We start from the raw sequence: 25,131 nt of genomic DNA, 5'->3' as shown, positions 1-25,131 counted from the left end.
AAAAGACGGGTTTCCTTCAAGGGCTCGTCTTTTATTATGCCTATATTTCCATAAAGGATGAATTCAAAATTTGAAATTCACCTTATCTAATAAAACATCATTTTTTACGAAAGTATTGACACCAAGTAGGCAGCTGATTAAAATTAGTTGGAATTCAAACTATTAAAATTAGATAGCTATGGAGGTTAGTAGTGAGATGGGAAGTGAGGTGTATCCCGTTTGTCTTCCTTGGGAGGAAGAGAGTACGATGTATTTAATTAAATGGATTTTCACTACCGTCCGGCGCGAAATTGAAACAGCACTGCGCCCTTTGGGGCTCACCTCCCCACAATCGCAGACGCTCTATATACTGGCGATGTCGCCTGGAGTCACCAATACGGATTTGGAAAAGCTATTGCTTATTGATAAATCAAGCGTTACCAGCCTGGTTAACGGGATCGTTAAGAAAAACTGGGCAGTACGCAAAAGTCACCCGGAAGATGCACGAATGAAGCAAATCTATTTGACTGAGGAAGGTTTGGAGATTCACAAGATAGCTGAACGTACCATTGAGGCAATTAAAAGCTCGGTAGGTGAAACGTTATCTGTCGGAGAATCGGAGACGCTGCGCGGCCTGCTTAAAAAAATTCTCCACGATTACCGTTATGCGAACACCCGCGTTTGAGCGGATATATAGAGAGTTTGTCCGGATAGGGATATTCAAAAGCAGTGAAATACGATCTTAGATAAGAGGTTTACAGGAGAGGGAGAAAACCAAATGATAAATGAACAAACTTATCCCAATGCGGATAAGCTTATGCGTGTGTTGGCTTTCACACTTGTTTTTTCAGTGATGAACGCTTTTATGTTTAATGTCGTTATGCCTGTGATTCGGGAGGAGTTTCATATTAGTGCTTCCGATGTAAGTTGGCTGCTGACTGGCTATATGATCGTGTATGCGGTTGGCTCGGTGACCTACGGCAAATTGGCAGATAAATATCGTCTTAAGGATTTGCTGACGTTTGGGATTATCTTTTTTGCACTGGGTTCGCTTATTGGACTGTTGGCCAATCAATTTTGGATGCTCATTGTAGCTCGTTTGCTTCAGGCTGCAGGGGCTGCAGTTATTCCGGCAACTGCTATGATCGTCCCAGTCCGTTATTTCTCGGCTGAAAAAAGAGGACGTGCTTTGGGCGTCACAGCAATCGGCTTGGCGTTAGGTACTGCACTGGCTCCGATTATTTCCGGTTTGATCACAGGCTTTGCAAGCTGGCGTTTTTTGTTCGTCATTTCCATGCTACCACTGATCGCATTGCCGTTCTTTCGTAAATATTTGGACGATCAGCGTGGAGAGGATCAGAAGTTCGATTTTCTTGGTGGATTATTGCTGGGTGGAACAGTAGCCTTCTTGTTACTTTCGATTTCGCAAACCAATATGATGTTTTTTCTGGTCGGTATGGTGTTATTTGCACTGTTTATATGGCGCATTAACACTGCGCATGATCCATTCATCCAGCCGAAGCTGTTCCGTAACAAGCAATATTCATACGGGCTGCTTATCGCTTTTTTAGGGACGGGGATTAGCTTTGGATTGCCGTACTTAGCACCGCAGTTTCTGAACAGTCTCAATCAGCTTACGCCGGCAATAATTGGACTGGTTATGTTTCCGGCTGCTATCGCTTCGGCTCTATTGGGTAAAAGAGGGGGGCGTTTGGCGGATAGTAAAGGAAATTCGTTTCTCGTCTATACAGCTGTATCGCTTTTGTTCATCTGTTTTATCAGCTTGTCTACGTTTGTGGGTGCATCTCCGTATCTGATTTTATTTTTGCTTATTTTTGGAAACGTAGGTCAGACCTTCATGCAAATTGCCATGTCCAACACGATTTCTCGTACCTTGTCGAAAGACCAGATTGGTGTTGGAATGGGGCTGTTATCTCTGCTGAATTTCATTGCAGGGGCGATCACGACAAGTATTTTGGGCAAAACGCTGGATAGTTCGTCGTCCTTTCATTTGAATCCTGTCGTATCTAATGTGCGGGTGTTCAATTTTAGCAATATTTTTACGGTGCTTGCACTGATTGCGCTTGTGACGATGGGACTTTATGCGTTGCAATTCCGAAGGGGGTCACGCCGTAATACGCCTGCTGTTGAACAAGGATAAACATTTGATGCAAACTCATGCCAAAACAAGGGTATAATATAGAAGGAAAAGTTCATCTATGGAAGGACGGAGTGTCCGGCATGACAAGAAACCTTCAATATGTACCCTATGGTTATGAGCCTCCGATCGAGACGCATAAAGGGACCATGGTCTACTATGATACGTTTGAGCAGATTACAGCCAGAGAGCTGGAGCTTTTTGCCGAAACGGGGGCTGCATTATCTTTTACAAAGCTGGTGCTGTATCCGCTACATGAAGAAACCGTCAGAAGAATGTGGAAGCAGCCGGTACGTTCGTATTACAAGCGGGTGGACGAGCTGGGAGAGTGGCAGCGAGAGCAGGCTTTGAGTGCTGTTGTGATTGAGAGTTGGGAAGGTAAGCGTAAAAAGTATACGCCGATTGAAGCAGCCATCCGTTTTTTGGCGGAAAAGTATACGACCCCACTTTTTTTGTACATGAGTCCTGAAACTGCAAATTTGTGCGCTTCCTATGCATCGTTTGGAGAATGGATTAGAAATGTCAGATTGCTGCTTTTGAGCGAACCCCAGGAACTTCATCCGAAGCTTGCACAGTACCGTAATCGCTGGAACACGGTAGAAGAAGCCACAAACCGTGACTCTAAGGTTGACAAAGCGGAGCATGAATTATAGAATAGAACTAATCGTAAAAATTACTATTGTAATTGTATACCATGTATTCCAATTAAGGAGGAAGAGAAATGCGCGTAATTGTTACCTTGGCATGCACCGAATCCGGTGATCGCAACTATACAACAACCAAGAACAAAAGAAATCATCCGGAGCGTCTTGAAATGAAAAAATACTCTCCGCGTCTGAAAAAGTACACGATCCATCGTGAAACTAGATAATTTGAGGCTTGCTATATAGCAACCTGAATGATCCTGCATCCTGAACGGAGCCTGTAATTCTAATGAATATAGGGCTTCATGAAAGGAGCTGCGGCATGATCTCTCCAGTTAACGATGAAGAAATCGTGTTAAGTTTGCAAAAGCCTGCGTTATGGAACCGGCGAAAACTTGAATTAGTCCAGTGGACAGAGCGTCCAAAGTTAAAGCTTGCACCTAAGAAAACGGCTTTTTTTCAAGGCTGTATGATAGATGCCGAGCTACATGGCACGCTTTGCCTTTTGAATCGAAAGCACGTGGCTACCGAGTTCTCCTGTGCTGGTGTCAGCATTTGGGACGAGCCGGAGGACCATTCACTATATGCTTATATAACGATGAAGGCTGACGAAAGATCCGGAGCGTTCGTGCAATGGGCGATGCGATATATGCGGCATCGTTTGCTTGTCGTTTACGAGCTTGAGCGCAACCGTTATGATCTGTCGTCTTTTTTTCTGGGACATAACCGTTCCTTTTGCCAACTGATGGAGTATTGCGCCAGTACGTTTGAGTTTGAAACTAAAACTATATGAAAGATTAGGTGAAACTAATGAAAAAAGATATTCATCCAACATTGAACAAAGTTATCTTTTTGGACCCTAGCTGTGGATTTACTTTCCTGAGTGCTTCCACTAAATATTCGCAAGAAACGATGGAATGGGAAGATGGCAACACATACCCAGTTATCCGTGTAGATACTAGCTCCGCTTCCCACCCGTTCTTCACTGGTAAACAAAGAAACGTGGATATCGGTGGCCGTGTGGATCGCTTTAACAAAAAATATAACCTTAAGTAAGAACAGTCGAGCGTTATGTTTATGGATTATGCTAATAATCCGTGAACATCGCTTTTTAAAAAACCTCCTGCAGATGCAGGAGGTTTTTTTGTCTTAATCTAGACCTGTCATTTATAGCGAAAGGAAGCACTGTTCCCATTGGTCGGTAATGGATGCTTTGTCGAGCTGCTCCCCAATTAGCGTGACATATCCCTGACTCACGGGAAGTGCAGTAGGCTGCCACTCCAAGTGATTTCCTGAAAATTGCAAAAGCATTGTACCTTCCTGAGGAAGTACGCAATAACCTTTCGCTCGAAGCAGTGAGGAACCTAACCCGGTTAGAAAGTTTTCTAATCGTTGTTTTTCGAGTGGCTGAGGAGAATATTGATGCAGCGTTATGCTCTCCAGACGGGAGAACGAATGAGGCTGCTTAGGATCGTGGTTATGACTGTGTGTCGAAATAACTTTGAAAGCCGTACTTCTGGAGACACTACTGGTGCTTCCGATACTTTTGACGGGAATGGGGACGAACGGTGCATCTGCATCAGTGAGCTGGACCTGTGCAGGTGCTGGTTGAGGTGTCTGTGCAGGTTTCGCGGCAACGGATGCGGAGGCCAGAACAGGCTCTAGTAGTGGTTCAAGGTCGACCCGGCTATATTCAGTAGTTTGCAGCTTGGCCGTATCGTTGAGCTTGCGGATGCTCTTGACGACCTTCGTCACTTCACGGCTGCTTGCTGCATCCGTCTTGTTCACCACAATGAAGTCTGCGGTGCGCAGCTGTCCGTGCAGGGTGCGAACCAGTTCTTTATCAGCCGTAAAGCGGCTGTTGTATTCATGGAACAGCTCAGCATCCACAACACTGATGCTATGAACCAGATAAAGCCGATCTGCCAGTAGAGGGGAGCGAAGCTCCTCCAGTACTTGTTCGGGGTTGGCTACCCCGGTGGTTTCCATGAAGATCAGATCTGGCTCCTGGCTGAGCAGGGTATGCAGAGCCCCTGCCAGCTCATTTCTTTTGCTGCAACAAATGCAGCCTTCTAGCAATCCTTCTACTGTTACGTCAGGCATTTCCTCTGAAATTATAGCGCTGTCTACATCATATTCGCCCATTTCGTTCATTAAAACAGCAGCACGAAGGGGGATTTGACGAGTATGGGCTAATAGGCGCAAAAGCAGTGTTGTTTTGCCACTTCCAAGAAAACCACTGATTAAAATAACAGGAACTTTATTCATCATTTTTCCTCCTTGGTGGGTTTAGTGTGCTGTGTTCAAGCGATCAAAGGTAGCTACCGAGTCTGCTTGGGTATAGACATAAGGGGATTCTGGCTGCTCGACAGCGGTTATTTTTTCGGATCGAATTTCAAGTACGGGAGCGTTGCCCTTTTGTGTGGCATGCAGTGTTCCTTCAATGGTCACCCAGGTATCCTTGTCAAAGGACGGGGCCTTCTGGGATTGGACGATGATCCCGAATGGCATGGCATCGGCAGTACAGCACATGACGAGGAATCTTCCTACTGCAAATAGGCCTTTACCCGGCAGGTTGTCGTCTTTATAGACAAAGCCAGTCACCTGTACTTTTTTTCCTTCAAAAGCTTGTTTATATAACTCAATGGCTCCAATAGTTTCGGAAAAAATCTCAGGCTTGATCTGTATGATAGGTTGCTGATACAGGCGTTTCGCCAGCTCGGCGAATTCTACATTGTACTTGTCAGGCGGAACGAACAGCTTATCCAGCGTTTCCTGACTCCATTTTCCCTCTGGAGGGGACGAAGTTGGGACGGAAGATGCAGTTGATAAAAGGGAGGCGGTGGATGCTTTCGTGGTCTGTGTATCTGTTTTTCGTCGGATATCCGGGTTGGGATACGTGAAGGACATGCCTTTTTTGGCGGCCATATCACTACCAAGTGCCTGATTGGGCAGCAGAGAACCGAACAGGAGCGGGATGAGCAGCATTCCATATACGAGTGTTTTTTTGAACCAGCTTTGCGGCAACGGATGCTCACAATCACATACATCCTCACCGTCCCGCTCCCCGATGATTCCGTGCCATGCCATCGCCAATGCGATGAACAAGAGTGGTACAGGACAGAGTAGGAGCAGCTTTTGCATATGGGGAGCCAAGTAGTAATGAAGTGCATTCGTGCGGCTTAATGAGACGATGTACACAGCCAATCCGATCAGGAGCAAGGAGCGCATGCCGTATTGCCAGCGAATGCTAAAGGTTGAATTCACGTTTGTATTCACCTCCCTAATAACCATTCAGCAGCTATAGAACCCACTAGGACGAGTGAAACAATGAGCAAGCCCAGGATGGCGACAAATTTGGTGCGGAAGGTGCTTAGCAGCATGAGCGTGCCTTTGAAGTCTAGCATCGGACCGAGTACAAGAAAGGCTGCCAGCGGACCCAGTGTAAAGGTATGTGAAAAAGCAGTGGCTACAAAGGCATCGGAGGTGGAACACAGCGACAGTATGTAGGCAAAACCCATCATAAAGGCGTACGATCCAACCGTTCCGTTGCTTAACGAAAGCAGTTCATCGCGTGGGATGAAGGTTTGAATGCAGGCTGTTAATAGTGCGCCGATAATGAGATATTTACTCATGTCCAAAAACTCGTCACCAGCATGTACAAAAAAGCCCCGCCATGTGCGACTATGCCGATGAGTCTGATTGTTCTGCTTTTGCTGGTTAAAAGAGAGCAACGACCGTTTGAGCGGATGCACTCGTACAAAGGCATACACGATCAGCCCGATGATCGCGGAGACGGCAAAAGCCAAACCCATTCGAACGGCAGTGACCTCGGGATGGGAAGGGAAAGCCATCATCGTCGCAGCCAGTACCACGGGATTGATAATGGGCCCGCTTAAAATAAAAGTGATACCCATATAGGCAGGCATTCCCTTGAGCATTAATTGCCGAACGACAGGGATCATGCCGCATTCACAGATGGGAAATAGCATACCTAGTAAGGAGGCCAGCAGGACACCCGGTACAGGATGCGCAGGCGCTATTTTGCGAATCCATGTCTCCGGTACAAGCCACTGCAAAAGGGATGAGACGAGCACACCGATAAGGAGAAACGGAACAGCTTCCAGAAAAATACCCATAAATACCGTTTTTAACGGTTGCAGCTGCCCCATATCTAACAAACGAAGCCACTGGGGAGATAGCGTGACAAGCACAGGGATGAGAAAGGCAAACGGAATTATAAAAGGCAGCATCTTCAACAGCGTACTGTTTTTCATTCCACGTCTCCTTGAGAATAAGGGTTCTTATCTACATCCTATGTCTGTAGAGGGACAATCATGCCCGCTGGATTGTGCTTGTCTCACCTCCTATATTGACAATTCAAAGAGTGGTCATATATATTTATGTTTGTTATTAGTAATTATTACGATTAAATTTCGATAAATGATTGCAAGAAGGAAACTTTTACGGTACGATCCATATTAAATGTTGCAAAGATAAGGAGGGGTTATATGATACCGATTGTTGTTTTATCCGGTTTTTTGGGTAGCGGTAAAACCACTCTTCTTCAGCATGCGCTGGCTTACTACAAGGAGAAGGGCCTCAAGCCAGCCATTTTGATGAATGAGTTGGGTGATGTTAATCTGGACGGCAGTTTGGTGAATGGCCAAGCACCCATGAAGGAAATGCTCAGCGGTTGTATATGCTGTACCATTCGCGGGGATTTGGGCGTCGAGCTCATGAATCTTGCTGATGAATATAAGCCGGACGTGATTATTGTAGAATGTACCGGAGTGGCTAACCCGATGGAGATTGTAGATGCAGTGACAGACGCCTCCATCTATTCCTCTATGATTTTACAATCCGTTATCACGGTCATAGACGCGCATCAATTTCTGGACTTTGCCTCGGGGAACGAGAGAAGCAAGTCGCTTCGTTTGATGCAGGATCAGCTTCGGTGCGCTTCCAAACTGATTATTAACAAGACCGATTTATTGGCTGCGGGCGAGTTGCAGAAAGTACAGGCCCTCGTAAAAGAGTTAAATCCATATGCTCTGACTGTGAGCACGCAACGAAGTGACGTGGACGCGGGTATTTTTTTCTCCACTCAAGGAGAGGAGCGTATGGACGTTTTGCGGCATAAGGAATCCGCAGTTGATATTGAGAGTGAACATCCTCATTCGGAAAATCATCTGCACACGTATGATCATGATGACCATACAGACCATCAGTCTCATGATCACCTTGATCACGCCCATGACCACGAACATGGGGAGCATTATCATTCCTACGACCATGTAGTTGTTCACACGCATTTCTTTGGACAACCTGTGCCACGATCCGAGTTTGAACAGTTGTTCCGCAGTTTGCCAGCTGAAATTTACCGGGCCAAAGGAATTGTGCGGTTTCTGGAATCAGAGGGCCAGATGATGTTTCAATTTGCCTATCGGGAGCTGGAAATCATTCCGATCCGCCCGCAAAAGCCAGTGAACGATGTAGCGGTTGTCATGGGTGAGAATTTCTCTGCTTCCGAGATCGAGGGACAATTGAGAAAGCTGGAAGCGGCCGAAAAGCCATTGAGTAGTTCATGACTTCGAGAACGAGCAACCTTAATCCATCACAACATAATTCTCGCGCACACCTAGCGGGCAAGCCTACTTGGGGATTTACAACAATTCTGCTGCTGACTGCTGGGCTGTTGCTTTCGGTCACACTCGCGGTTATGCTGGGTCCTGTAGCTGTCGCACCGGGGACGATATGGCGAATTGCACTGTCCCATCTTCCCTGGCTGGACCAGTGGATACCCGTGACATGGACCAAGCCTGAGCAATATATCGTTTGGGAAATCCGCTTTCCACGCGTGCTGCTAGGTGTTGTCGTAGGAGCAGGACTTGCTGTTACAGGGGCGACTATACAGGCATTAATCCGTAATTCGTTAGCAGATCCCTATATTTTAGGAGTCTCGTCTGGGGCTTCGGTAACAGCCACGTTGGTGATTGTGTTCGGAGCTTTCGGATTTTTAGGACGACTTGCGCTGCCTTTATCTGCTTTTATAGGTTCGTTAACTGCAATGCTTATGGTGTTCGCGTTATCCCGTGTGGCTGGGAGCATATCGACGACCCGCTTATTGCTGGCAGGGGTGGCGGTGTCTATGATGCTGTCGGCAGTGACTAGCTTTATCGTTACGATGGCCCCGAATGAAAAAGGCATTCGTGACGCGATGTATTGGATGATGGGAAGTCTGGCAGGTGCTCAATGGGATACGCTTTTTATTCCAAGCCTCATTGTAGCCGTTGGAACGGCTGTGCTCCTGACCCGATACCGTTCGCTGAATGCTTTGCTAACGGGTGAAGAGACCGCAGTAACGCTCGGTGTGAACGTACAGGCGTTCCGCGTATTACTGGTTGTTATGGCGTCTCTTTTAACAGGGGCAGTCGTATCAGTTAGTGGCTCGATTGGCTTTGTCGGGCTTATGATTCCGCACATCGTTAGGCTGGTCGTAGGATCAGATCATCGGCGCGTGCTGCCTGTCAGTCTATTGGCGGGAGCTATTTTTGTCGTGTGGGCTGATGTGTGTGCCCGGCTCCTGCTGGCTCCCCAGGAGCTGCCGATTGGTATTGTGACGGCTGTGTGCGGAGGACCCTTTTTTGTGTGGCTGCTGCGTCGTAGTTCCTACTCGTTTGGAGGCGAAAAATGAATATAGAAGTCGAATGCGTGACCTTCAGTATTCACGACAAACGGCTGATCGACGGCATCTGTCTCCAGGTAAAAGCAGGGGAGCTGGTCGGATTGATCGGTCCAAATGGCAGCGGGAAATCGACGTTGCTCAAAAATATGTATCGTGTGCTAAAGCCTGACAGTGGTTTGGTTACGTTGGATGGCCAGGATATGCTGCGGATGAAGTATAAAGAGACGGCCCGACAAATGGCAGTGGTGAGTCAGGATGCGCCGCAAACGTTTGATTTTTCAGTACGGGACATCGTGCTGATGGGGCGCCATCCGCATAAGAAACTGCTGGAAGCAGATACTGTCGTCGATCATGAACTGGTCGAGCAGGCGCTGGAGCGGGTAGGCATGGATGCTCAGGCGGATCAGGGCTTTGCCACCTTGTCCGGCGGAGAAAAGCAACGGGTATTGATCGCCAGAGCTTTGGCCGGGCAGGCGAGATTTCTTGTTTTGGATGAGCCGACGAATCATCTGGATATCAGGTATCAGTTGCAAATTTTGGATTTGGTCAAAACACTTCGGATAACTACGATAGCTGCACTACATGATTTGAATTTGGCGGCATTTTATTGTGATCGAATGTATGTATTAAAAGAAGGCAAAGTGGTAGCCTCTGGCATAACGGAGGATGTGCTTCAGCCAGACCTGCTGTGGAGTGTATTCGGTGTGGAGACAGAAATCTGCATTCATCCAAAAACCGGGAAGCCGAATATTACCTTTTTACCGGATTCTCTCAGGAGAGGAGGCTATCCATAACGTCAACAGAAAAGGTGATACGATGAGGTAAGATATACTACAAATAAAAGAGGAGACGGTACATATGAAAAAATATAGCAAGCCCGCGTTACCGCTGGTTATGCTCGCTTTGGCGATGATGCTGTTGTTATCAGCCTGCGCAGCAGGAAACACAGCTCAAACAAGCGATCCATTGGCAAACGGGCAGCAACCTGCCGCATTGCAATCGGCAACCAATAAGACGTCGGTAGAGCTTGAGAACATGGGCGTTAAAATGGCATTTCCCGAGGCGCCCAAACGCGCGGTTACATTGAACCAGCATGCAACTGAGGTTATGCTGGCCCTTGGACTGGAATCCTCTATGGTAGGAACTGCGTATTTGGATGATCAGATTTTGCCAAAATATAAGGCTCAATATGACAAAATCCCGGTACTGGCCGGACAATATCCGTCCAAAGAGGTGTTTATGGCCGCTGCACCGGATTTTGCCTATGCGGGCTGGAAGAGTGCCTTTAATGATAAAAATCTGGGTTCCCGTGAGGAGCTAGCCAAACAAGGGGTGCTGACCTATGTACAGGAGTCCTCAAATAAACCGGGTCCCACGCTAGAAGATGTGTATCAGGATATACTAAATATTGGGCGTATTTTCAGGGTTGAGGAGCGTGCAGAAAAGCTGGTAAATGACATTCGTGAACAAGTGCAGTCCATTCAGACTCAAATTGGTATTGTTGAACAGCCACCCAAGGTGTTTGTCTATGACAGCGGAGAAGACAAGCCCTTTACGGCTGCCAACAATTACTTAACGTCTTTGATTGAAAGTGTGAAGGCGAAAAATATTTTTGATGATATCGACAAAAGTTTTACCGAGGTAAGCTGGGAAGAGGTTGTGAACCGTAATCCTGACGTCATTGTCATTCTCGACTATGGAGATACTTCACTGGCGGATAAAGAGAAGCTGCTCCTGAGCAAGCCTGCGCTGGCTGGTGTGGAAGCGATCAAAAACAAACGGTTTATCGTGCTGCCATTATCCGCAGCGGCTGAAGGCGTGCGCGCTCCGATCGCGTTGAAAACCTTGGCTGCAGGCTTGTACCCGGACAAAGTGAAGTAAACAAACAAAAGAGTTGCCAAAACATTGACGAACCTTGCCTAAACTGTTAAACTTGCTAATGCGTAAAGGTTACGTTTATCAAACGCTTATTTTTTTATTACCAAATCGTAATAATTACGGTAGATGGTTTAATGATCATAAACGACCTGGAGAATCTGCGCAAATGATGATCGCTCAGATGGCTCCAGGCTTTTTAAAGGAAAAGGAGATTTGCGTCATGTTATTGGCCTCATTGGAACAGGTCACATTTGGCTACGGAGACGTTCCTAACTTGGTGGATGCCAATGTTGAAATTTTTTCGGGAGAATTTGTAGCCATTACCGGACCGAATGGTGCTTCCAAATCAACCATGCTCAAACTGTTGCTCGGCTTGCTTCAGCCTTGGAAGGGCAAGGTGTTCATGTCTAACCGTACAGGTGAAGGCAAAAAGCTCGTTGTCGGCTTTGTATCCCAACAAATTGCTGCATTCAATGGCGGATTCCCAAGTACGATCCTGGAATTTGTCCGTTCAGGAAGATATACTCATGGCTCTTGGTTGCGCCGTATGCGGCCTGAGGATCATGATCTGACTGAGCAGGCGCTGCGTCAGGTAGGCATGTGGGATTTGCGTCACCGTAAAATCGGAGAATTGTCGGGTGGACAGAAGCAGCGTATTTGTGTGGCAAGAGCACTCGCTCAGGAATCGGATCTGCTCATTTTGGATGAGCCTACGACCGGAATGGATCAGGAAAGCCGCCATCATTTCTACGATCTGATGAATCAGCAGGTTAAGGAATATGGAAGAACTGTGGTCATGGTGACCCATGGACTATCGGAAGTGCAACATTATCTGGATCGAATTATTGAGCTTGAGAGGAAGGAAGATGGCGGATGGAAATGCTGCACTACGACTTCATGCAGCGGGCATTTTGTGCCGGTGGGGTAATTGCACTGCTGGCCTCGGTGCTTGGAGTATACCTGATGCTACGGCGTCAGGCTCTCATGGCGGACATGCTATCGCATGTATCGCTGGCAGGGGTGGCAGCGGGTGCCTATTTAGGCATTAACCCAACGATAACTGGATTTATTGTTGCCGTAATCGGCGCGATTATCGTTGAATACGTCCGCAGGTCTTATAAAACATATAGTGAGATATCTGTGGCTATTATTATGGTAGGTGGCCTCTCGACGGCCGTTATTTTAATGAATCTGAATCAGAGCATCAACAAAGGGTTTTCCGCTTATTTGTTCGGTTCGGTAGTAGCGGTCAATCAGACAGAGCTGATGTTGATGATTGTAGTGGCTGTGATCGGAGGTATTTTCTTTTTTGTATTCCGGCGTCCATTGTATCAGATTACCTTTGATGAAGAAACGGCGAAGACTAATGGTCTTCCTGTCAAGTCCATCTCATTTGCATTTAGTATTTTAACAGGGATGATTGTAGCTGCTGCAATGCCGATTGTCGGTGTACTGCTTGTCTCCTCACTCATCGTGCTCCCTGCGGCGCTGGCGATTCGAATCGCACCGAGCTTCGCGGCAGCCATCTGGATATCTATGATCACTGCATTGATCGGCGTATTTATGGGTTTAACGGCGTCGTATGAACTTAGTACACCCCCAGGGGGGACAATTGCCATGGTGCTGTTATTATTCCTGATCGTAGGAGCTGGTATTCAAAAGCTGGTCCGTAAGCTGGGCAAGCAGCAGGCTTCCCGACGGAAGAATGCGACAGGCCAGTGAGTGTAATTACAGTGAGAGTGACTAAAAACTAACACATAAAGGAGTAATGAATATGAATACATGGTTCAAAAAATCATTTGTATTGTCTGCGGGACTAGCACTTATTTTGTCTGGCTGCGGAGCCAAATCTGATAATACAGCTACAAATGCTTCCCAAACCGAGCCGAATGCGGCACAAACAGCAGACAAGCTGAATGTGGTCACCACTTTTTATCCAATGTATGAATTTACCAAGCAAGTTGCTGGAGACCATGCTAACGTAACCGCGTTGATTCCTGCCGGTGCTGAGCCGCATGACTGGGAACCAAGCGCCAAAGATATGGCACAGGTTAAGGATGCTGACGTATTTGTTTATAACGGTATCGTCGAAGGTTGGGCAGAACAGGCTTTGAGCAGCGCGTCCAACGATAAGCGTGTTGTAGTTGAAGCGAGCAAAGGGTTAAACCTGATGGAAGGCACTGCTGAGGAGGAAGAAGGAGAAGAAGCACACGCAAAGGAAGGCCATGATCACGATCATGTGCTGGATCCTCATGTATGGCTTAATCCAGTCTTGGCCCAAAAAGAAGTGGAGTCCATTGAAGCAGGGCTTGTGGCAGCCGATCCGGCAAACAAAGCTGATTATGAGAAAAACGCTGATGCTTATATCGCCAAGCTAAAAGAGCTGGATAACGAGTTCAAAACAGGTCTGAAAGATGTAAAACGTAAAGACTTTATTACACAGCATGCTGCTTTTGGTTATTTGGCTAAGCAATATGGTCTGACCCAAGTACCCATTGCCGGATTATCTCCGGAACAAGAGCCTACACCAGACAAGCTGGCGGGTATTATCAAATTTGCTAAAGAAAATAATGTTAAAACGATTTTCTTCGAAACTCTTGTTGATCCGAAGGTCGCTGAGACCGTAGCTACTGAAATCGGTTCAAAAACCGATGTACTGAATCCGCTCGAAGGATTGACGGATGAAGACAAACAGAAGAACCTGGATTACCTTGGTGTGATGAAAAACAATCTGGAGGCTTTGAAAAAAGCTCTGAATGAATAAGGAATTCTTAAACGAATAAGTTTAAAAACTGACGTCGGAATGATACCGGCGTCAGTTTTTTTATAACTATCTAAGAAGATTGTACTTTCTGGGCTAGTGCTCTAGATACAGTAGATATATAGTCCTTTGTAATTTGCTTTTCAGAAATGATTTACGTCATTGTGAAACGTTTTTTTGAAAACTAATTCTGTAGTAGCTAGTTTCAAATTTCTTTTATAATTCATTGGTAGCGTTTTTATTTTTACAGATTCTTTCTATTAATATTACTAGTTTATTCACCGATATTGAAGTTTGGGCGTGCATATCATTTGACAACGGATTGGAGAGGTTAATTTGGCAACAGTTATAGTAGTGGATGACTCTTTATTTATGCGTTCTGTGCTTAAGGATATTCTTTTGGATTTAGGTCACGCTGTTATTGCGGAAGCAGAAAATGGGTATGATGCTGTTTTGAAATACGCACACTTTCGTCCCGATTTAATCACCATGGATATTAATATGCCTAAGATGGACGGACTTGAGGCTGTTAAAAAGATTGTAGAGCTTGATCCTCAAGCTAACATTTTAATGTGTTCTGCTTTGGGGCAGCAGGAAGCGATTATAAAAGCATTTCAGGCAGGTGCAAAAGACTTTATTGTTAAACCATTTGAGATGGAAAGGGTCGTGAATGCCGTCACAAAAATGTTGGGGAGTTAAGGAATCAAGATTTTTAATACATAAATATTGAACATGTTAAAGCGAGAATTCCATGCTTATTTTCACGAATATGGAGATGAATAGGATGAGCAATCGAGTGTTGTCTCAAAAAGTATTTATAGACGAACTGATCGCTACGATCAAGAATGGAGGGCTTGTCCCTGTAAATTATGAACACCTCGTCAGCGAACAAAGGGAAAGAATGGATGCTCTTAACAATGAACTTACCCTTCGTATTGAGGGATTAGAGACCGATTTGATCTCTGCTTCGACACATTCCATTCCTTTTGCCAATGGCGAAATTATGTTTCTTGCTCGCTATATTGTACTCATTGGGGATCATACCGAGGGATATTTTGTGTTCTATCGAGCAGAAGACTGTGAAAGTCCAGAGGAATATCAGTTTTTAACAAGCTCTTATCAACTTCCGCATTTATTACTTGAATTATCTCTTTCTTTAAAAGAACATGGTACTAATGAGCCGCTTGATATTCTGACTTATTGGAATGGCCCTGTCTATCCGCTGAAAGATTTGAATAAAGAAGATATTAAGCTATCCACCTATGAATTTTAAAGTGAGGAGATGGGATTAGGGGCATCGAGGTTTGGTAATTACTTATACAAAGGAGTTGAAAAATCAATGATTAGTAAAGTCGGTCAAATTATGTTGTATGTAAATAACCAGGATGAGGCACTGGATTTTTGGACAAAAAAAGTAGGATTTAAAGTAATTTCTGAAGAAAATAATGGTCAAGGAATGAGATGGATTGAAATTGCTCCTGCAAAGGGTGCAGAAACAAGCATTATTCTCCACAATAAGGAATTCGTTGCTAAAATGTCACCTGAATTAAATCTCGGTACACCTTCTTTAATGTTTTTTTCGGAAAATCTTGATCAATTATATGACGACTTATCAAATAAAAATGTCAAAGTTGGAGAAATTGTAACTATGCCTTTCGGAAGAGTGTTTAACTTTGCAGATAATGAAGAAAATTACTTTGCTGTAAGGGAACGAACTAAATAATAAATTTTTGTAGAAGTTAAATTTTTAAGTTCAGATTACATTGTTACGAAATCCCTTGAGAGAGTCAAATCCCTCAGGGGATTTTTTTACATTGATAATCAAACGCATGTTCGCATATAATACAAACAAACGTTCTGATAAGGAGTGAAGGATCATGTTGGAAAAATACGTGGGGCAGATCGTGGAAATCGTGTATTTGGATCGGAAGGGCAAACTGTCTCATCGGCGTATCGAGGTGCATCGTGTGCAGAATGGCTTGATACGAGCCACCTGTTTACAGACAGGCCAGCCACGTGTTTTTCGATTAGATCATGTATTGGCATGGCATCCGGTAACCAGAACAGCATAGGAGGGGCTTACGATGGGGAAAAAGCTTGAAGGAAATGGCATATGGGAAAGCTCGCGCATGATTTTGCCTGAGCATCGGGAGGCATATTTAAGACTGATGAAGGAGCAAGGAAGGCGCGGCAAGCCAGCACTGGACGATCAGGAAATGCAGCAGATTGAACAGGCCATTATCGTATCCTATAACGAACGTAAGCCTATTACGCTAAAAGTGTTCAATCCATTTGATGATGAGGAGCTGCGTGGACTGGTCACGGTGATTAACACAAGTCGGCGAGAGGTGAAGCTATCCCGTGGGGAAGAGGATTTTAGCTGGATAAAGTTGGAGGAAATTATCGAGGCGGATATATAAAAACAGTCTGACTAAGTCGGAGTGTTTTTTACATTTGTCCCGCCGTTTTTTAAAATTAAGATTGTAGCTCTATGAATCCATATTTAAAATAAAACTGTAATTGCAAAAGGAGGAGTTCAATATGAAAATAAGTAAAAATAATGCTGAACATTATATATGGGGAGATCAATGTGATGGTTGGCGCTTGGTGAAAAATAATGATTTGAGCATTATTCATGAGCGGATGCCTGGAAATACACATGAGGTGAGACATTATCATCATCATGCGCGCCAATTTTTCTTTATTTTATCAGGTAAAGCGGTACTTGAAGTGGATGGTGAACGAATCCAATTAGGATCTCAGGAAGGATGTGAGGTTCCTCCTATGGCGCCTCATCAAATGTTTAATGAAACGAATCAGGATGTTGAATTTTTGGTTATTTCTCAGCCTGCGAGCAGAGGTGACCGGGTTCTGGCCGAAAAATAATATTTTGGAGCAGACATGTTCCAGCGAAGGTTGACAAGTCTTTTTTAGTACCGTATAGTGCTAAATATGATGAAAAAAAATAAAATCACGAATCGGGATGTTGTTCTGCGCATCGCCACCTCATTGTTTCTTACCCAAGGATATCATGCAACAAGTATGGATGAAATTGTGGCTGTGAGCAATGTGTCCAAAACCAACATTTACTATTATTTTAAAAGTAAAGAAGAGCTACTTTCAGCCATTCTGGATCAACTGATTCAAACGTATAATGAGATGATTTATGAAGTTGTTTCGCGTAAGGATCAGTCTGTTCAGGAACGTTTTGAAATCCTTCTTCAATTGCTGACAGAGCAAGAGACAGATTGTTTGGGAGGCTGTCCCTTTATTACTCTTTATACGCAAATGCCTCAAGATAGCGCCTTGTTTCGGAATAAAATAAGCCAGTTCTTCCAAAGCCAAATCACTACCGTAGAAATATTGCTGAACGAGGGAAGGGAAAGATTAGAGATTCAGGCTGAACTTCCTGCGAGGTCGACGGCCCAATTCATCGTCTCGGCCATTGAAGGTGCGCTCTTTCTGCAGCATGCAAGCCAGGACCCGAGCATACTCGAAAATTTAAAATTTACTTTAGCACTTCTGCTAAAGTGATTTTTTTAATCTTTTTTAGTACTACGAAGTACTAAAAATTAAAAAAGGCAGGTTTCGTATATGGCACATATCTTTATCACGGGCGGCACAGGGTTTATCGGCATGCATACGTTACGACAACTTTCAAAGGCGGAACACACTATTACCGTCCTGGTTCGTTCGCAGCAGAAGTGGGAACAAATATGCAGGCAAATGGATTTGGAGACAGCATGGCATATCGGGAAATTAACACCGGTTATTGGCAATTTGAGTATACCTGCTCTAGGATTAAATCCTGTTGACAGGCAACTCGTGGAGACAGCAGATGTGATAATTCACGCAGGAGGCCCGATGGATATTCTGCTGGGAGAGGAGGATGCGAGAGCAGCTTTTCTACAAGCGGCAGAAGAAATGATAACGTTGGCTACACATATTCATGCGAGCAAAGGGTTACGACATTTTATTCATTTGGTTGGTTACAAAAGCCCTTTTAATGATCATAACTGGATTACTCCCGAGCCCGTCATCGCTCATTTGGAACAGGCGCCTCCATATGAACGGATGAAATTTTTGGCTGATTTGCGTATTCGTCAAGGAGCACACAAGGAAGGATTTCCGCTTTCGGTTGTCCATTTGAGCGTTGTCATGGGTGACTCAGAGTCTGGGGATACGCCCCAAACTGGTGGGCTAGGCATTCTCGTAGGTTCTACAGCGCGCAAGCTTATGGGACTTGTCCCCGGCGGAAAATCTCATTGGCTTCCCTTGGTCCATGTAGATCATGCAGCCGAATTGATCAGTGTTCTTACGAAGGAATCACATCCTGCTAGTGAAACATACTACTTGATGGATGACAGGCAGCAGAGTCCAACGATGATAGAGCTGGGAACGAATATGGCGAAGGAGCTTCGTGTCTGTAAACCGCTCGGTTCGATCTCGCCAGCTTGGCTAACCAGTATATTGGGTACTCCTCTGGGCCAAAAGTTAGGTATTCCGAAGGAATCACTCGATTTTATCGTGGATGTGGACTACCCACTGGATGCAGCACGAGAGATTCAACGTAAATACGGGTTGTCACAGGCAACGAACAAAAGCATGTTCCCATTTGTCATTACTGATCTTGATTTCAGGATTGCTCATTCCACCATAGATACAGATGGATATGTCCGCAACAGACGTGGGCCATTAGCTACCCTGGAGCGAAGGGTGAAGAATGGAAATCCAACGATCGTATTAGTTCACGGTACTTTCAGCGGGGCAGATTGTTTGATACCGCTGGCAAATCAATTTCCGGAATCCTCTGTTTGCTTGGTGGATCTTCCTGGTTTTGGCCGTTCCCCATACCATCATAAGGAGGATGTACTAGAAGGCCACATTGAATCGTTAGTGCAGGCTATTCAGGCTTTGGAAACGCCAATCTGCCTTGTAGGTCATTCGTTCGGCGGACTACTAGCTGCTAAGGCATGGGAACGCGTACCTGAGCGTATCAGTAGCTTACACCTATTGCAGCCTGTATTGCATACTGCTCCGCGCAGATATCGGAGCGCACGAATTACGGAGAGTATGCTAGGCAGACTCAGCGAGTCAGGCTTACGCAAGCAATTGCTTGCGCAGACTTGTTTTGAAAGTATCGACGATATCCCGTCAGCATACATCACATATGTTCTTGAAGAAATGCGTTCCCCACGCGTAAGAAAGACGACTGCGCAAGCCCTAGCCATGCTAACCAAGTCCGATAGCTTCCGGTCGGTCCCTGAGATACCCGAAAGAATGGATAAAGAGGAGGTTTCGATTCTATGGGGTGTGAAGGATCAGATCTATAAGTTGCCCGAGCCATTTCATGCCCTGCATACGCTGAATATTCCGGCAGCCCATCATTTTCCGATCTCGCAACCGGAACGAACAGCGCAATATCTAAAGCAGCACATACGACAGAATAACGTTAGTGTATAAAAATAAAACCAGCCTAGCACATATAAATCAAGTGCCGACTGGTTTTTTATCAATAAATGTCCTTAGCATCTGCTGGGAGAGCTTTTACGTGATGGAGATAGTTCGTAACACGTTGATCGTCCAGAGTCGGATATTCGTAACCATAATGGTTCGCTACTTCCAAGGCAACTTCTCTAAATAAATTTCCCATGATAAAAAGAGACTGCCACATATGTTCATAATCTGCATCCGCAAACGTTTGGATGTAGAGTGCCCAAAGTCCAGGTTCAAGGTGGTTCTCAAAATATTTTCCCTGTTTACCCGGGTCTGCCGCGAAGTCTGTTCGTATACCAATATGCCATTCCAGCATCAAGTGAAACGCATCTCTCACAGGCCGATCCAGCATAAATTTGGCATAGGGCAGTTCCTGTCGCCATAATCCTTTAGCCACATAGGTACTGACCCACCAGAACTCGTTGCAGGAATTCGCATAGACTTGGGCAGTTGGAGGTATCGTCTTATAATCTTGAAGACTTGGCGGTGGGAAAGGCTCCACAAGTCTGTCTTTATCCAGCAGCAGTACACTTAAGCTGTCTCGGGTGCAATTGGCGATATTATTCGCAGGGTAGAGTGTAAGATCTATGCGATTGCCGTCCGTAAATAACATGAGAAAAGCAAAGCGATCAGGGGGCATCGGAGCAGGTTCCATATGCTCATCGGGCGTCTGCATAATGATCAATTCACCAAAATGGTTGATCCAGCGACGTTCCTGAATAAAGCTGTCCATGGAGGATACGAGAAAGACGATATCATAATCCTGAAAAATGTCCCGTGGAGCATGTGGATTGGCGCGTGAACCATTCAGAATCACGGCACGTACCCGTTCGTCCTCTTGAGCAAAATGGAGAATGGTATGAAGCATTTCATGTTCACTTCTCATAATAGTTGTCTCCACAAGCGGTATCTAAAGGAGAAAAACGTGGACAAGGGAGCAATAGAAATAATGGCCACTAGCTCAAGGATCATCAAGGAAAACAACCTCCTGTAAGTTCTTTTATCTGGGAAAAGTCTCCTATCCTTACAATAGCCTATACACAGAAGCCATTCAATTGTGCTGCCGAGGCCTTCTTCATTACCAGAAGTACACTTGACCGAATTGTATGTTTTATCCATAATGAAGCGAGGCATCAAGTACAGACCATCTTAGAGCCTAATCCTCTAATACGTTTAAAGGGGTGATGATGTTTGAACACGAACAAACAAATCAAAAAGCTTATGAGAGATTTATGTATTTAGATGAATAAGAAAGAATCTCTCATAGGCTTATGGGAGGCAAATCGGACAGATGTGTGCTCATCACATGATTAAAGGAATAGAACTCGCGGAATCTTATTTTTATAAGGCATTCGGTCTTTTTATTACAATGAAGCATCACATATCGATTCAAGATGTTATTAGCGGCACCATACCGGGTAGAATTTTTTTATCTAATAATGGGGATACCGCTGTATTGAGCAACCCCCAAGGCATTTTTCTGGGAGGAAGTCCGGACAATAAAGCCTTTTTAAAAGAAATCAACATGTTGCTTCAAGAAATCCTGTTGCCTCAACTTGCATCTAAAGGAAAATTAGACTACGTGCTATATTACCCGACAGATGAGAAGTGGGAAGCTGCTCTTGAAACCGTGATGAAGGATTTACGGCCTATGAAGAGTGGACGAATGACGTTTACTCAGCATTTGGACGGTATAGCTAATCCGCTTGGAGAGGATATCGTAGCAATAGATCGTGAACTATTAAAGCAGCGGCATCTGACCGTAATTGTAGAGGTGCTGAGTTTTAAGACTTGGTACCTACCGCAAGCATATGCGGGCTCATACCGATTACGGATTCCTGCTCTTCAACCTGCCGTGATATATCCAGCAAGCGGCTGCGATGGGAAGGAAGCACCCACTTTTCCTCAAATCCGGGTGCAATCCAGACGGGTCCTTCCACACCCAGTATACGAGGCTTCGGTAATCCAGCCGCCTGCCAGTCTGCGCGCAAAGCATCCGGTGTATGGAAGTAGGAGCGTGTGAGAAAAGAGGGATAAGCAGCAGGGCGCACATGCTGACCATCTGTTAGCTCCTGTCTGACCATATCCATGAACGCATCTTCCTCCACAATGGTATTGCACTCACCGTACACCGATAGCCCCCACAGTAGCGAGCCAAACCTGGAAATAGCTGAAGTAATCAGCGTTCCACCTTTTTTTAAGACACGCGCCGCTTCTTGCAGTGCTTTTACTCGTTCCTTCTGTTCCGTTAAATGATATAAAGGTCCCATCAATAGCACGATGTCCGCGCTTTCATCTTTACGATCAAGATTTCTGGCATCCGCGGTTTCCAGCTTGCTGATGATGGGTTTATTCAGTTGCTGCTGACGAGCGAATTCAATGGCTTGGGAAGATAGATCAAATAGATGAACTTCGTATCCCAGCTCCGCCAGCCACGAAGAGTAGACCCCTACACCGCCGCCGATATCGTAAATAACATGAGTAGACTCCCTGAGATAACGTGAAATGATTTCTTTTGATCTTTCCAGTTCTATTTTTCCTATGCCTCGCTCTAACCTGCCTATTTCTGCACCGCCATCATAATAAGCCAGAATTTCATGCGTATCTTTTTCGAGCATAGCGCACCTCATCTCAAGTGATTGGAATAATATAACATTATCACTTACATCATGAACAAGTCTACCGTGTTTAGGATTAAGAAACCATCGGAAGCATTGGGAAAGAAAAAAGCTGTTCCCCAGTAGCTAAACCTACTTTTTGGGAACAGCCATATTTAAATGATGTTTGTTTCCAGCATGCCCTCGAGATCTTCTTTGGTAAGATGGTAGTGTGCGTTACAAAAGTGGCAATGAGCTTCAGCCTCTCCATCGGTATGGATCATATCTTCTATTTCCTTATTCCCTAAGCTGATAATGGCATTGGTAACGCGCTCTTCTGAGCAGGGACAATGAAATTGTACAGGCATGGTTTCCAGTATGTTTATGTTGCTTTCTCCTAAAATCTGACCCAGAATCTGCTCTGGTGTAAGACCTTCCATGACCATTGCGGAGATGCTTGGAATGCTCTCAATACGTCTCTCGATAAAACTGATAACCTCTTCTGGTGTATCTGGCATCAGCTGAATAATAAAACCTCCAGCCGCCTGTATAGAGTTATCCGGGTTAACAATAACTCCCGCTCCCACAGAAGAAGGAATTTGTTCGGATTGGACGAGATAAGATGTGAAGTCCTCGCCCAGTTCACCCGATATGAGAGGGACCTGTCCAACAAACGGGTGTTTTAAGCCGATATCTTTGGATACAATTAGCGCTCCATCTGTTCCTACAGCTCTGGCGACATCCAATTTCCCTATCTGATTAAGCTCAAAATGGGTTTGTGGATTTTTTACATAACCTCTAACTTCACCTTTGGAGTTGGTATCGACAAGAATGGTGCCGATAGGTCCGCCACCGTTGATTCTGATCGTCAGTTTATCCTCATCTTTAAGCATGGCTCCCAGCATGACGCCGACCGTCATAGAACGTCCCAATGCAGCCGATGCTGTGGGCCAGGTATAATGACGCCGTTGGGCTTCACTTACCGTTTCCGTTGTTCTCACGGCATAAGCCCGTACCTGATTGTTGTAGGCAAGAGCTTTTACTAAATAATCGTTCATGTTCATATTCCTTTCTGTTAATTAGAGTTCTTTACAAGACCATTTTTTCCTGAATCCAGTTCTCCAAAGAAGTAATTTTGTCATCATATCCTTCTTTAAAAAAGTCAGCGGATAGTGACGCGATGGTTTCTCTTTTCAGAACGGCCTTCCAGGAGGCTTCCGCTTCTTCCATCAAATTTGCCAGTAAACAACACTGATCGTCTTTCTTTAATTCAAGCATTTCGTTGTATATACCACTGGAAGAATAAAGGGTTTGTTGTCCCTCAATCGCTAGATAAATATCAAATACCCGTATATCCTCAGGTTTTTTCTTTAATTTGAACCCGCCCTTGACACCAGGTACAGAAGTAATCAAATCGGAGCTAACCAATTTTCGTAACAGTTTATGAAAATAAGTAGGTGAAGCACCTAACTGCTGGCTGATGGCCTCCCCAGGTAAAACGGCTTTGTCCGGCAGCATCGTGAGTAGAAGAAGAGCGTAGACAGATTGTTCGACACCTGTTTTCATATGCACTAGCAATCACCTCAATATTTATAACCAGGCTAACGTGGATAAATATTATCCACATATATTGCATAATAGATGAGCTTATTATAAAAGTAAACTGTTTTTTGATAAAAACTAAAAATTTAAATCATTTGCAATTCATAACGGAACACATTATCATAATTGACGTATCAATTGATGGGTCAAAGAATTAAGGCGTTGAGGGAAATATGTAAAATAATATTTTGACAGGGGGTTTATATATAATGACTACGCGTAACGTTGCACTATCTATATTAGATCTTGCACCTGTCATTGAAGGCGGCACTCCTGCCGATTCCTTCCGCGACACGGTGGATCTTGCCCAGCATGCTGAACAATGGGGGTACCATCGGTACTGGCTAACGGAGCATCATAATATGCAGGCGGTCGCCAGTGCGGCTACGTCCGTGATCATCGGGCATGTAGCTGCACATACAGACAAGATTCGGGTCGGTTCAGGCGGTATTATGCTGGCTAACCATGCTCCACTCATGATTGCAGAGCAGTTTGGAACCCTAGAGTCGCTCTATCCGGGACGAATTGATCTGGGACTTGGCCGGGCTCCAGGCACGGATCAACCCGCGATGAGGGCACTGCGGCGAGGGCTTCACAGTACTGGGGAAGATTTCCCCGAGCAATTGAATGAGTTGCGTTCTTACCTGAATCCAGCGCTAAACGGAGCCGTTCCGGGAGTAAGAGCGATTCCTGGAGAAGGGCTGAACATTCCCATCTGGTTACTGGGATCAAGCGGATTCAGCGCACAGCTGGCAGGTCAGCTTGGGTTGCCGTTCGCGTTCGCCAGCCACTTTGCCCCGACTCATTTGCTACAGGCTTTAGAGTTGTATCATCGCAATTTTCGGCCATCCAAAGCACTGGATAAGCCATATGTGATGGTCGGTGTTAATGTGCTTGTTGCAGATTCTGATGAGGAAGCAAAATGGCTCTTTACATCACAAGAACAACAGTTTCTAAATGTGCTGCGCGGGCACAGCGGAGGACTGAAGCCACCAGTGGATGACATGGAAAAGCTTTGGAGTGAGCACGAGAAGGAGATGGTTCGTGGTAATATGCTGGGGTATTCAGCCATCGGCAGTCCTGACACCGTCAAGCAAAAGATGGATTTGATAATCGACCAGACGAGAGCCAATGAGCTGATTACAACCTCTCAGGTATATGACCATCAAGCGCGCCTGCGCTCGTACGAGCTGCTAGCCAAAGTGATGCGTATAGTTGGGTAATTAGATGAGTTAAACAAATGAGGCTGTGCCAGAAAGGTTCTTATAACCGATTCTGACATGGCCTTTATTTTCTGCGTGGAAATGATCGTTTTACAATGAATATAT

General features: G+C 45.2%; 29 protein-coding genes. 22 read left to right on the top strand and 7 right to left on the bottom strand.

What is annotated here, in order from left to right; genetic code table 11:
- Nucleotides 1-196: 196 nt before the first annotated feature.
- From MHB54_RS01475 to MHB54_RS01450, 6 genes are all read left to right on the top strand, one after another.
- A complete protein-coding gene (locus MHB54_RS01475; RefSeq protein WP_013310113.1) occupies nt 197-664 on the top strand; it encodes a MarR family winged helix-turn-helix transcriptional regulator in 468 nt (155 codons plus the stop codon).
- 93 nt (nt 665-757) lie between these two features.
- A complete protein-coding gene (locus tag MHB54_RS01470; RefSeq protein ID WP_264453846.1) occupies nt 758-2,140 on the top strand; it encodes an MFS transporter in 1,383 nt (460 codons plus the stop codon).
- Between the two features lie 80 nt (nt 2,141-2,220).
- Nucleotides 2,221-2,790, top strand: coding sequence for a hypothetical protein (locus tag MHB54_RS01465; RefSeq protein WP_023988395.1), 570 nt, complete (start codon nt 2,221-2,223; stop codon nt 2,788-2,790).
- 68 nt (nt 2,791-2,858) lie between these two features.
- Nucleotides 2,859-3,008, top strand: a complete 150-nt coding sequence (gene rpmG, locus MHB54_RS01460) for a 50S ribosomal protein L33 (RefSeq protein ID WP_007430271.1) — start codon at nt 2,859-2,861, stop codon at nt 3,006-3,008.
- Nucleotides 3,009-3,103: 95 nt separating this feature from the next.
- Nucleotides 3,104-3,574, top strand: coding sequence for a hypothetical protein (locus tag MHB54_RS01455; RefSeq protein WP_023988396.1), 471 nt, complete (start codon nt 3,104-3,106; stop codon nt 3,572-3,574).
- A gap of 17 nt (nt 3,575-3,591) precedes the next feature.
- Entirely contained in the window at nt 3,592-3,837 is a 246-nt protein-coding gene (locus MHB54_RS01450; RefSeq protein ID WP_013310118.1) for a type B 50S ribosomal protein L31, read from the top strand.
- A 111-nt stretch (nt 3,838-3,948) separates the two neighbouring features.
- On the opposite strand, the gene MHB54_RS01445 is transcribed toward MHB54_RS01450, so the two are convergent.
- The 3 genes from MHB54_RS01445 to MHB54_RS01435 are packed head-to-tail and all read right to left on the bottom strand — an operon-like array spanning nt 3,949 to nt 7,058.
- The gene (locus MHB54_RS01445) at nt 3,949-5,052 is read right to left on the bottom strand and encodes a CobW family GTP-binding protein (protein ID WP_034095023.1); all 1,104 of its coding nucleotides are present in this window, start codon (nt 5,050-5,052) and stop codon (nt 3,949-3,951) included.
- An 18-nt stretch (nt 5,053-5,070) separates the two neighbouring features.
- Complete coding sequence (locus MHB54_RS01440; protein WP_071558808.1) at nt 5,071-6,048, bottom strand: TIGR03943 family putative permease subunit; 978 nt, start codon at nt 6,046-6,048, stop codon at nt 5,071-5,073.
- An 8-nt stretch (nt 6,049-6,056) separates the two neighbouring features.
- Nucleotides 6,057-7,058, bottom strand: coding sequence for a permease (locus MHB54_RS01435; RefSeq protein ID WP_068940793.1), 1,002 nt, complete (start codon nt 7,056-7,058; stop codon nt 6,057-6,059).
- Nucleotides 7,059-7,292: 234 nt separating this feature from the next.
- Here MHB54_RS01435 and MHB54_RS01430 point away from each other — a divergent pair, with 234 nt between their 5' ends.
- The 15 genes from MHB54_RS01430 (at nt 7,293) to MHB54_RS01360 (ending at nt 19,571) form a co-directional block, all read left to right on the top strand.
- A complete protein-coding gene (locus MHB54_RS01430) occupies nt 7,293-8,372 on the top strand; it encodes a CobW family GTP-binding protein (RefSeq protein ID WP_053325334.1) in 1,080 nt (359 codons plus the stop codon).
- Nucleotides 8,369-9,478 (top strand): FecCD family ABC transporter permease, encoded by a 1,110-nt coding sequence (locus MHB54_RS01425; RefSeq protein WP_053325335.1) that lies wholly within the window; start codon nt 8,369-8,371, stop codon nt 9,476-9,478. The genes MHB54_RS01430 and MHB54_RS01425 overlap by 4 nt, the downstream gene beginning before the upstream one ends.
- Entirely contained in the window at nt 9,475-10,263 is a 789-nt protein-coding gene (locus MHB54_RS01420; RefSeq protein ID WP_053325336.1) for an ABC transporter ATP-binding protein, read from the top strand. Before MHB54_RS01425 ends, MHB54_RS01420 begins: the two co-directional genes overlap by 4 nt.
- 64 nt (nt 10,264-10,327) lie before the next feature.
- Nucleotides 10,328-11,350, top strand: a complete 1,023-nt coding sequence (locus MHB54_RS01415) for an ABC transporter substrate-binding protein (RefSeq protein ID WP_053325337.1) — start codon at nt 10,328-10,330, stop codon at nt 11,348-11,350.
- Between the two features lie 217 nt (nt 11,351-11,567).
- Entirely contained in the window at nt 11,568-12,275 is a 708-nt protein-coding gene (locus MHB54_RS01410; protein ID WP_023988404.1) for a metal ABC transporter ATP-binding protein, read from the top strand.
- Nucleotides 12,221-13,069: a metal ABC transporter permease gene (locus tag MHB54_RS01405; protein WP_028542348.1), complete on the top strand. Its 849-nt coding sequence runs from the start codon at nt 12,221-12,223 to the stop codon at nt 13,067-13,069. The genes MHB54_RS01410 and MHB54_RS01405 overlap by 55 nt, the downstream gene beginning before the upstream one ends.
- A 52-nt stretch (nt 13,070-13,121) precedes the next feature.
- Entirely contained in the window at nt 13,122-14,111 is a 990-nt protein-coding gene (locus MHB54_RS01400; protein ID WP_076160283.1) for a metal ABC transporter substrate-binding protein, read from the top strand.
- A gap of 333 nt (nt 14,112-14,444) precedes the next feature.
- Complete coding sequence (locus MHB54_RS01395) at nt 14,445-14,807, top strand: response regulator (protein ID WP_023988407.1); 363 nt, start codon at nt 14,445-14,447, stop codon at nt 14,805-14,807.
- Nucleotides 14,808-14,892: 85 nt separating this feature from the next.
- A complete protein-coding gene (locus MHB54_RS01390; protein WP_023988408.1) occupies nt 14,893-15,381 on the top strand; it encodes a hypothetical protein in 489 nt (162 codons plus the stop codon).
- A 66-nt stretch (nt 15,382-15,447) separates the two neighbouring features.
- Nucleotides 15,448-15,831, top strand: coding sequence for a VOC family protein (locus tag MHB54_RS01385; protein ID WP_023988409.1), 384 nt, complete (start codon nt 15,448-15,450; stop codon nt 15,829-15,831).
- Nucleotides 15,832-15,985: 154 nt separating this feature from the next.
- Complete coding sequence (locus MHB54_RS01380; RefSeq protein ID WP_013310131.1) at nt 15,986-16,180, top strand: hypothetical protein; 195 nt, start codon at nt 15,986-15,988, stop codon at nt 16,178-16,180.
- A 12-nt stretch (nt 16,181-16,192) separates the two neighbouring features.
- On the top strand, nt 16,193-16,528 hold the full coding sequence (locus MHB54_RS01375; protein WP_013310132.1) for a YolD-like family protein: 336 nt from the start codon (nt 16,193-16,195) through the stop codon (nt 16,526-16,528).
- Nucleotides 16,529-16,649: 121 nt separating this feature from the next.
- Nucleotides 16,650-16,994, top strand: a complete 345-nt coding sequence (locus MHB54_RS01370) for a cupin domain-containing protein (RefSeq protein WP_023988410.1) — start codon at nt 16,650-16,652, stop codon at nt 16,992-16,994.
- Nucleotides 16,995-17,060: 66 nt separating this feature from the next.
- Complete coding sequence (locus MHB54_RS01365; RefSeq protein WP_226887689.1) at nt 17,061-17,642, top strand: TetR/AcrR family transcriptional regulator; 582 nt, start codon at nt 17,061-17,063, stop codon at nt 17,640-17,642.
- Between the two features lie 60 nt (nt 17,643-17,702).
- Nucleotides 17,703-19,571: an alpha/beta fold hydrolase gene (locus tag MHB54_RS01360; RefSeq protein ID WP_264453841.1), complete on the top strand. Its 1,869-nt coding sequence runs from the start codon at nt 17,703-17,705 to the stop codon at nt 19,569-19,571.
- Between the two features lie 49 nt (nt 19,572-19,620).
- Here the strand turns inward: MHB54_RS01360 and MHB54_RS01355 are convergent, their stop codons facing one another.
- The 4 genes from MHB54_RS01355 to MHB54_RS01340 form a co-directional block, all read right to left on the bottom strand.
- Nucleotides 19,621-20,490: an aminoglycoside 6-adenylyltransferase gene (locus MHB54_RS01355; RefSeq protein ID WP_264453840.1), complete on the bottom strand. Its 870-nt coding sequence runs from the start codon at nt 20,488-20,490 to the stop codon at nt 19,621-19,623.
- Between the two features lie 898 nt (nt 20,491-21,388).
- Nucleotides 21,389-22,222 carry a class I SAM-dependent methyltransferase gene (locus tag MHB54_RS01350; RefSeq protein ID WP_068940803.1) on the bottom strand — a complete coding sequence of 278 codons (834 nt, stop codon included), beginning with the start codon at nt 22,220-22,222 and terminating at the stop codon, nt 21,389-21,391.
- A gap of 155 nt (nt 22,223-22,377) precedes the next feature.
- Nucleotides 22,378-23,259, bottom strand: a complete 882-nt coding sequence (gene hslO, locus MHB54_RS01345) for an Hsp33 family molecular chaperone HslO (protein WP_053325343.1) — start codon at nt 23,257-23,259, stop codon at nt 22,378-22,380.
- A gap of 31 nt (nt 23,260-23,290) precedes the next feature.
- Nucleotides 23,291-23,767 carry an RrF2 family transcriptional regulator gene (locus MHB54_RS01340; protein WP_013310143.1) on the bottom strand — a complete coding sequence of 159 codons (477 nt, stop codon included), beginning with the start codon at nt 23,765-23,767 and terminating at the stop codon, nt 23,291-23,293.
- Nucleotides 23,768-24,012: 245 nt separating this feature from the next.
- Between MHB54_RS01340 and MHB54_RS01335 the strand changes: the two genes are divergently transcribed.
- A complete protein-coding gene (locus tag MHB54_RS01335) occupies nt 24,013-25,026 on the top strand; it encodes an LLM class flavin-dependent oxidoreductase (protein ID WP_264453839.1) in 1,014 nt (337 codons plus the stop codon).
- The last annotated feature ends 105 nt before the right edge of the window (nt 25,027-25,131 follow it).

This window comes from Paenibacillus sp. FSL M7-0802 (assembly GCF_038004945.1).
Classification (GTDB): domain Bacteria; phylum Bacillota; class Bacilli; order Paenibacillales; family Paenibacillaceae; genus Paenibacillus; species Paenibacillus polymyxa_B.
Note: the sequence above shows the minus strand (reverse complement) of the source record. Positions and strands in the feature narration are given on the sequence as shown.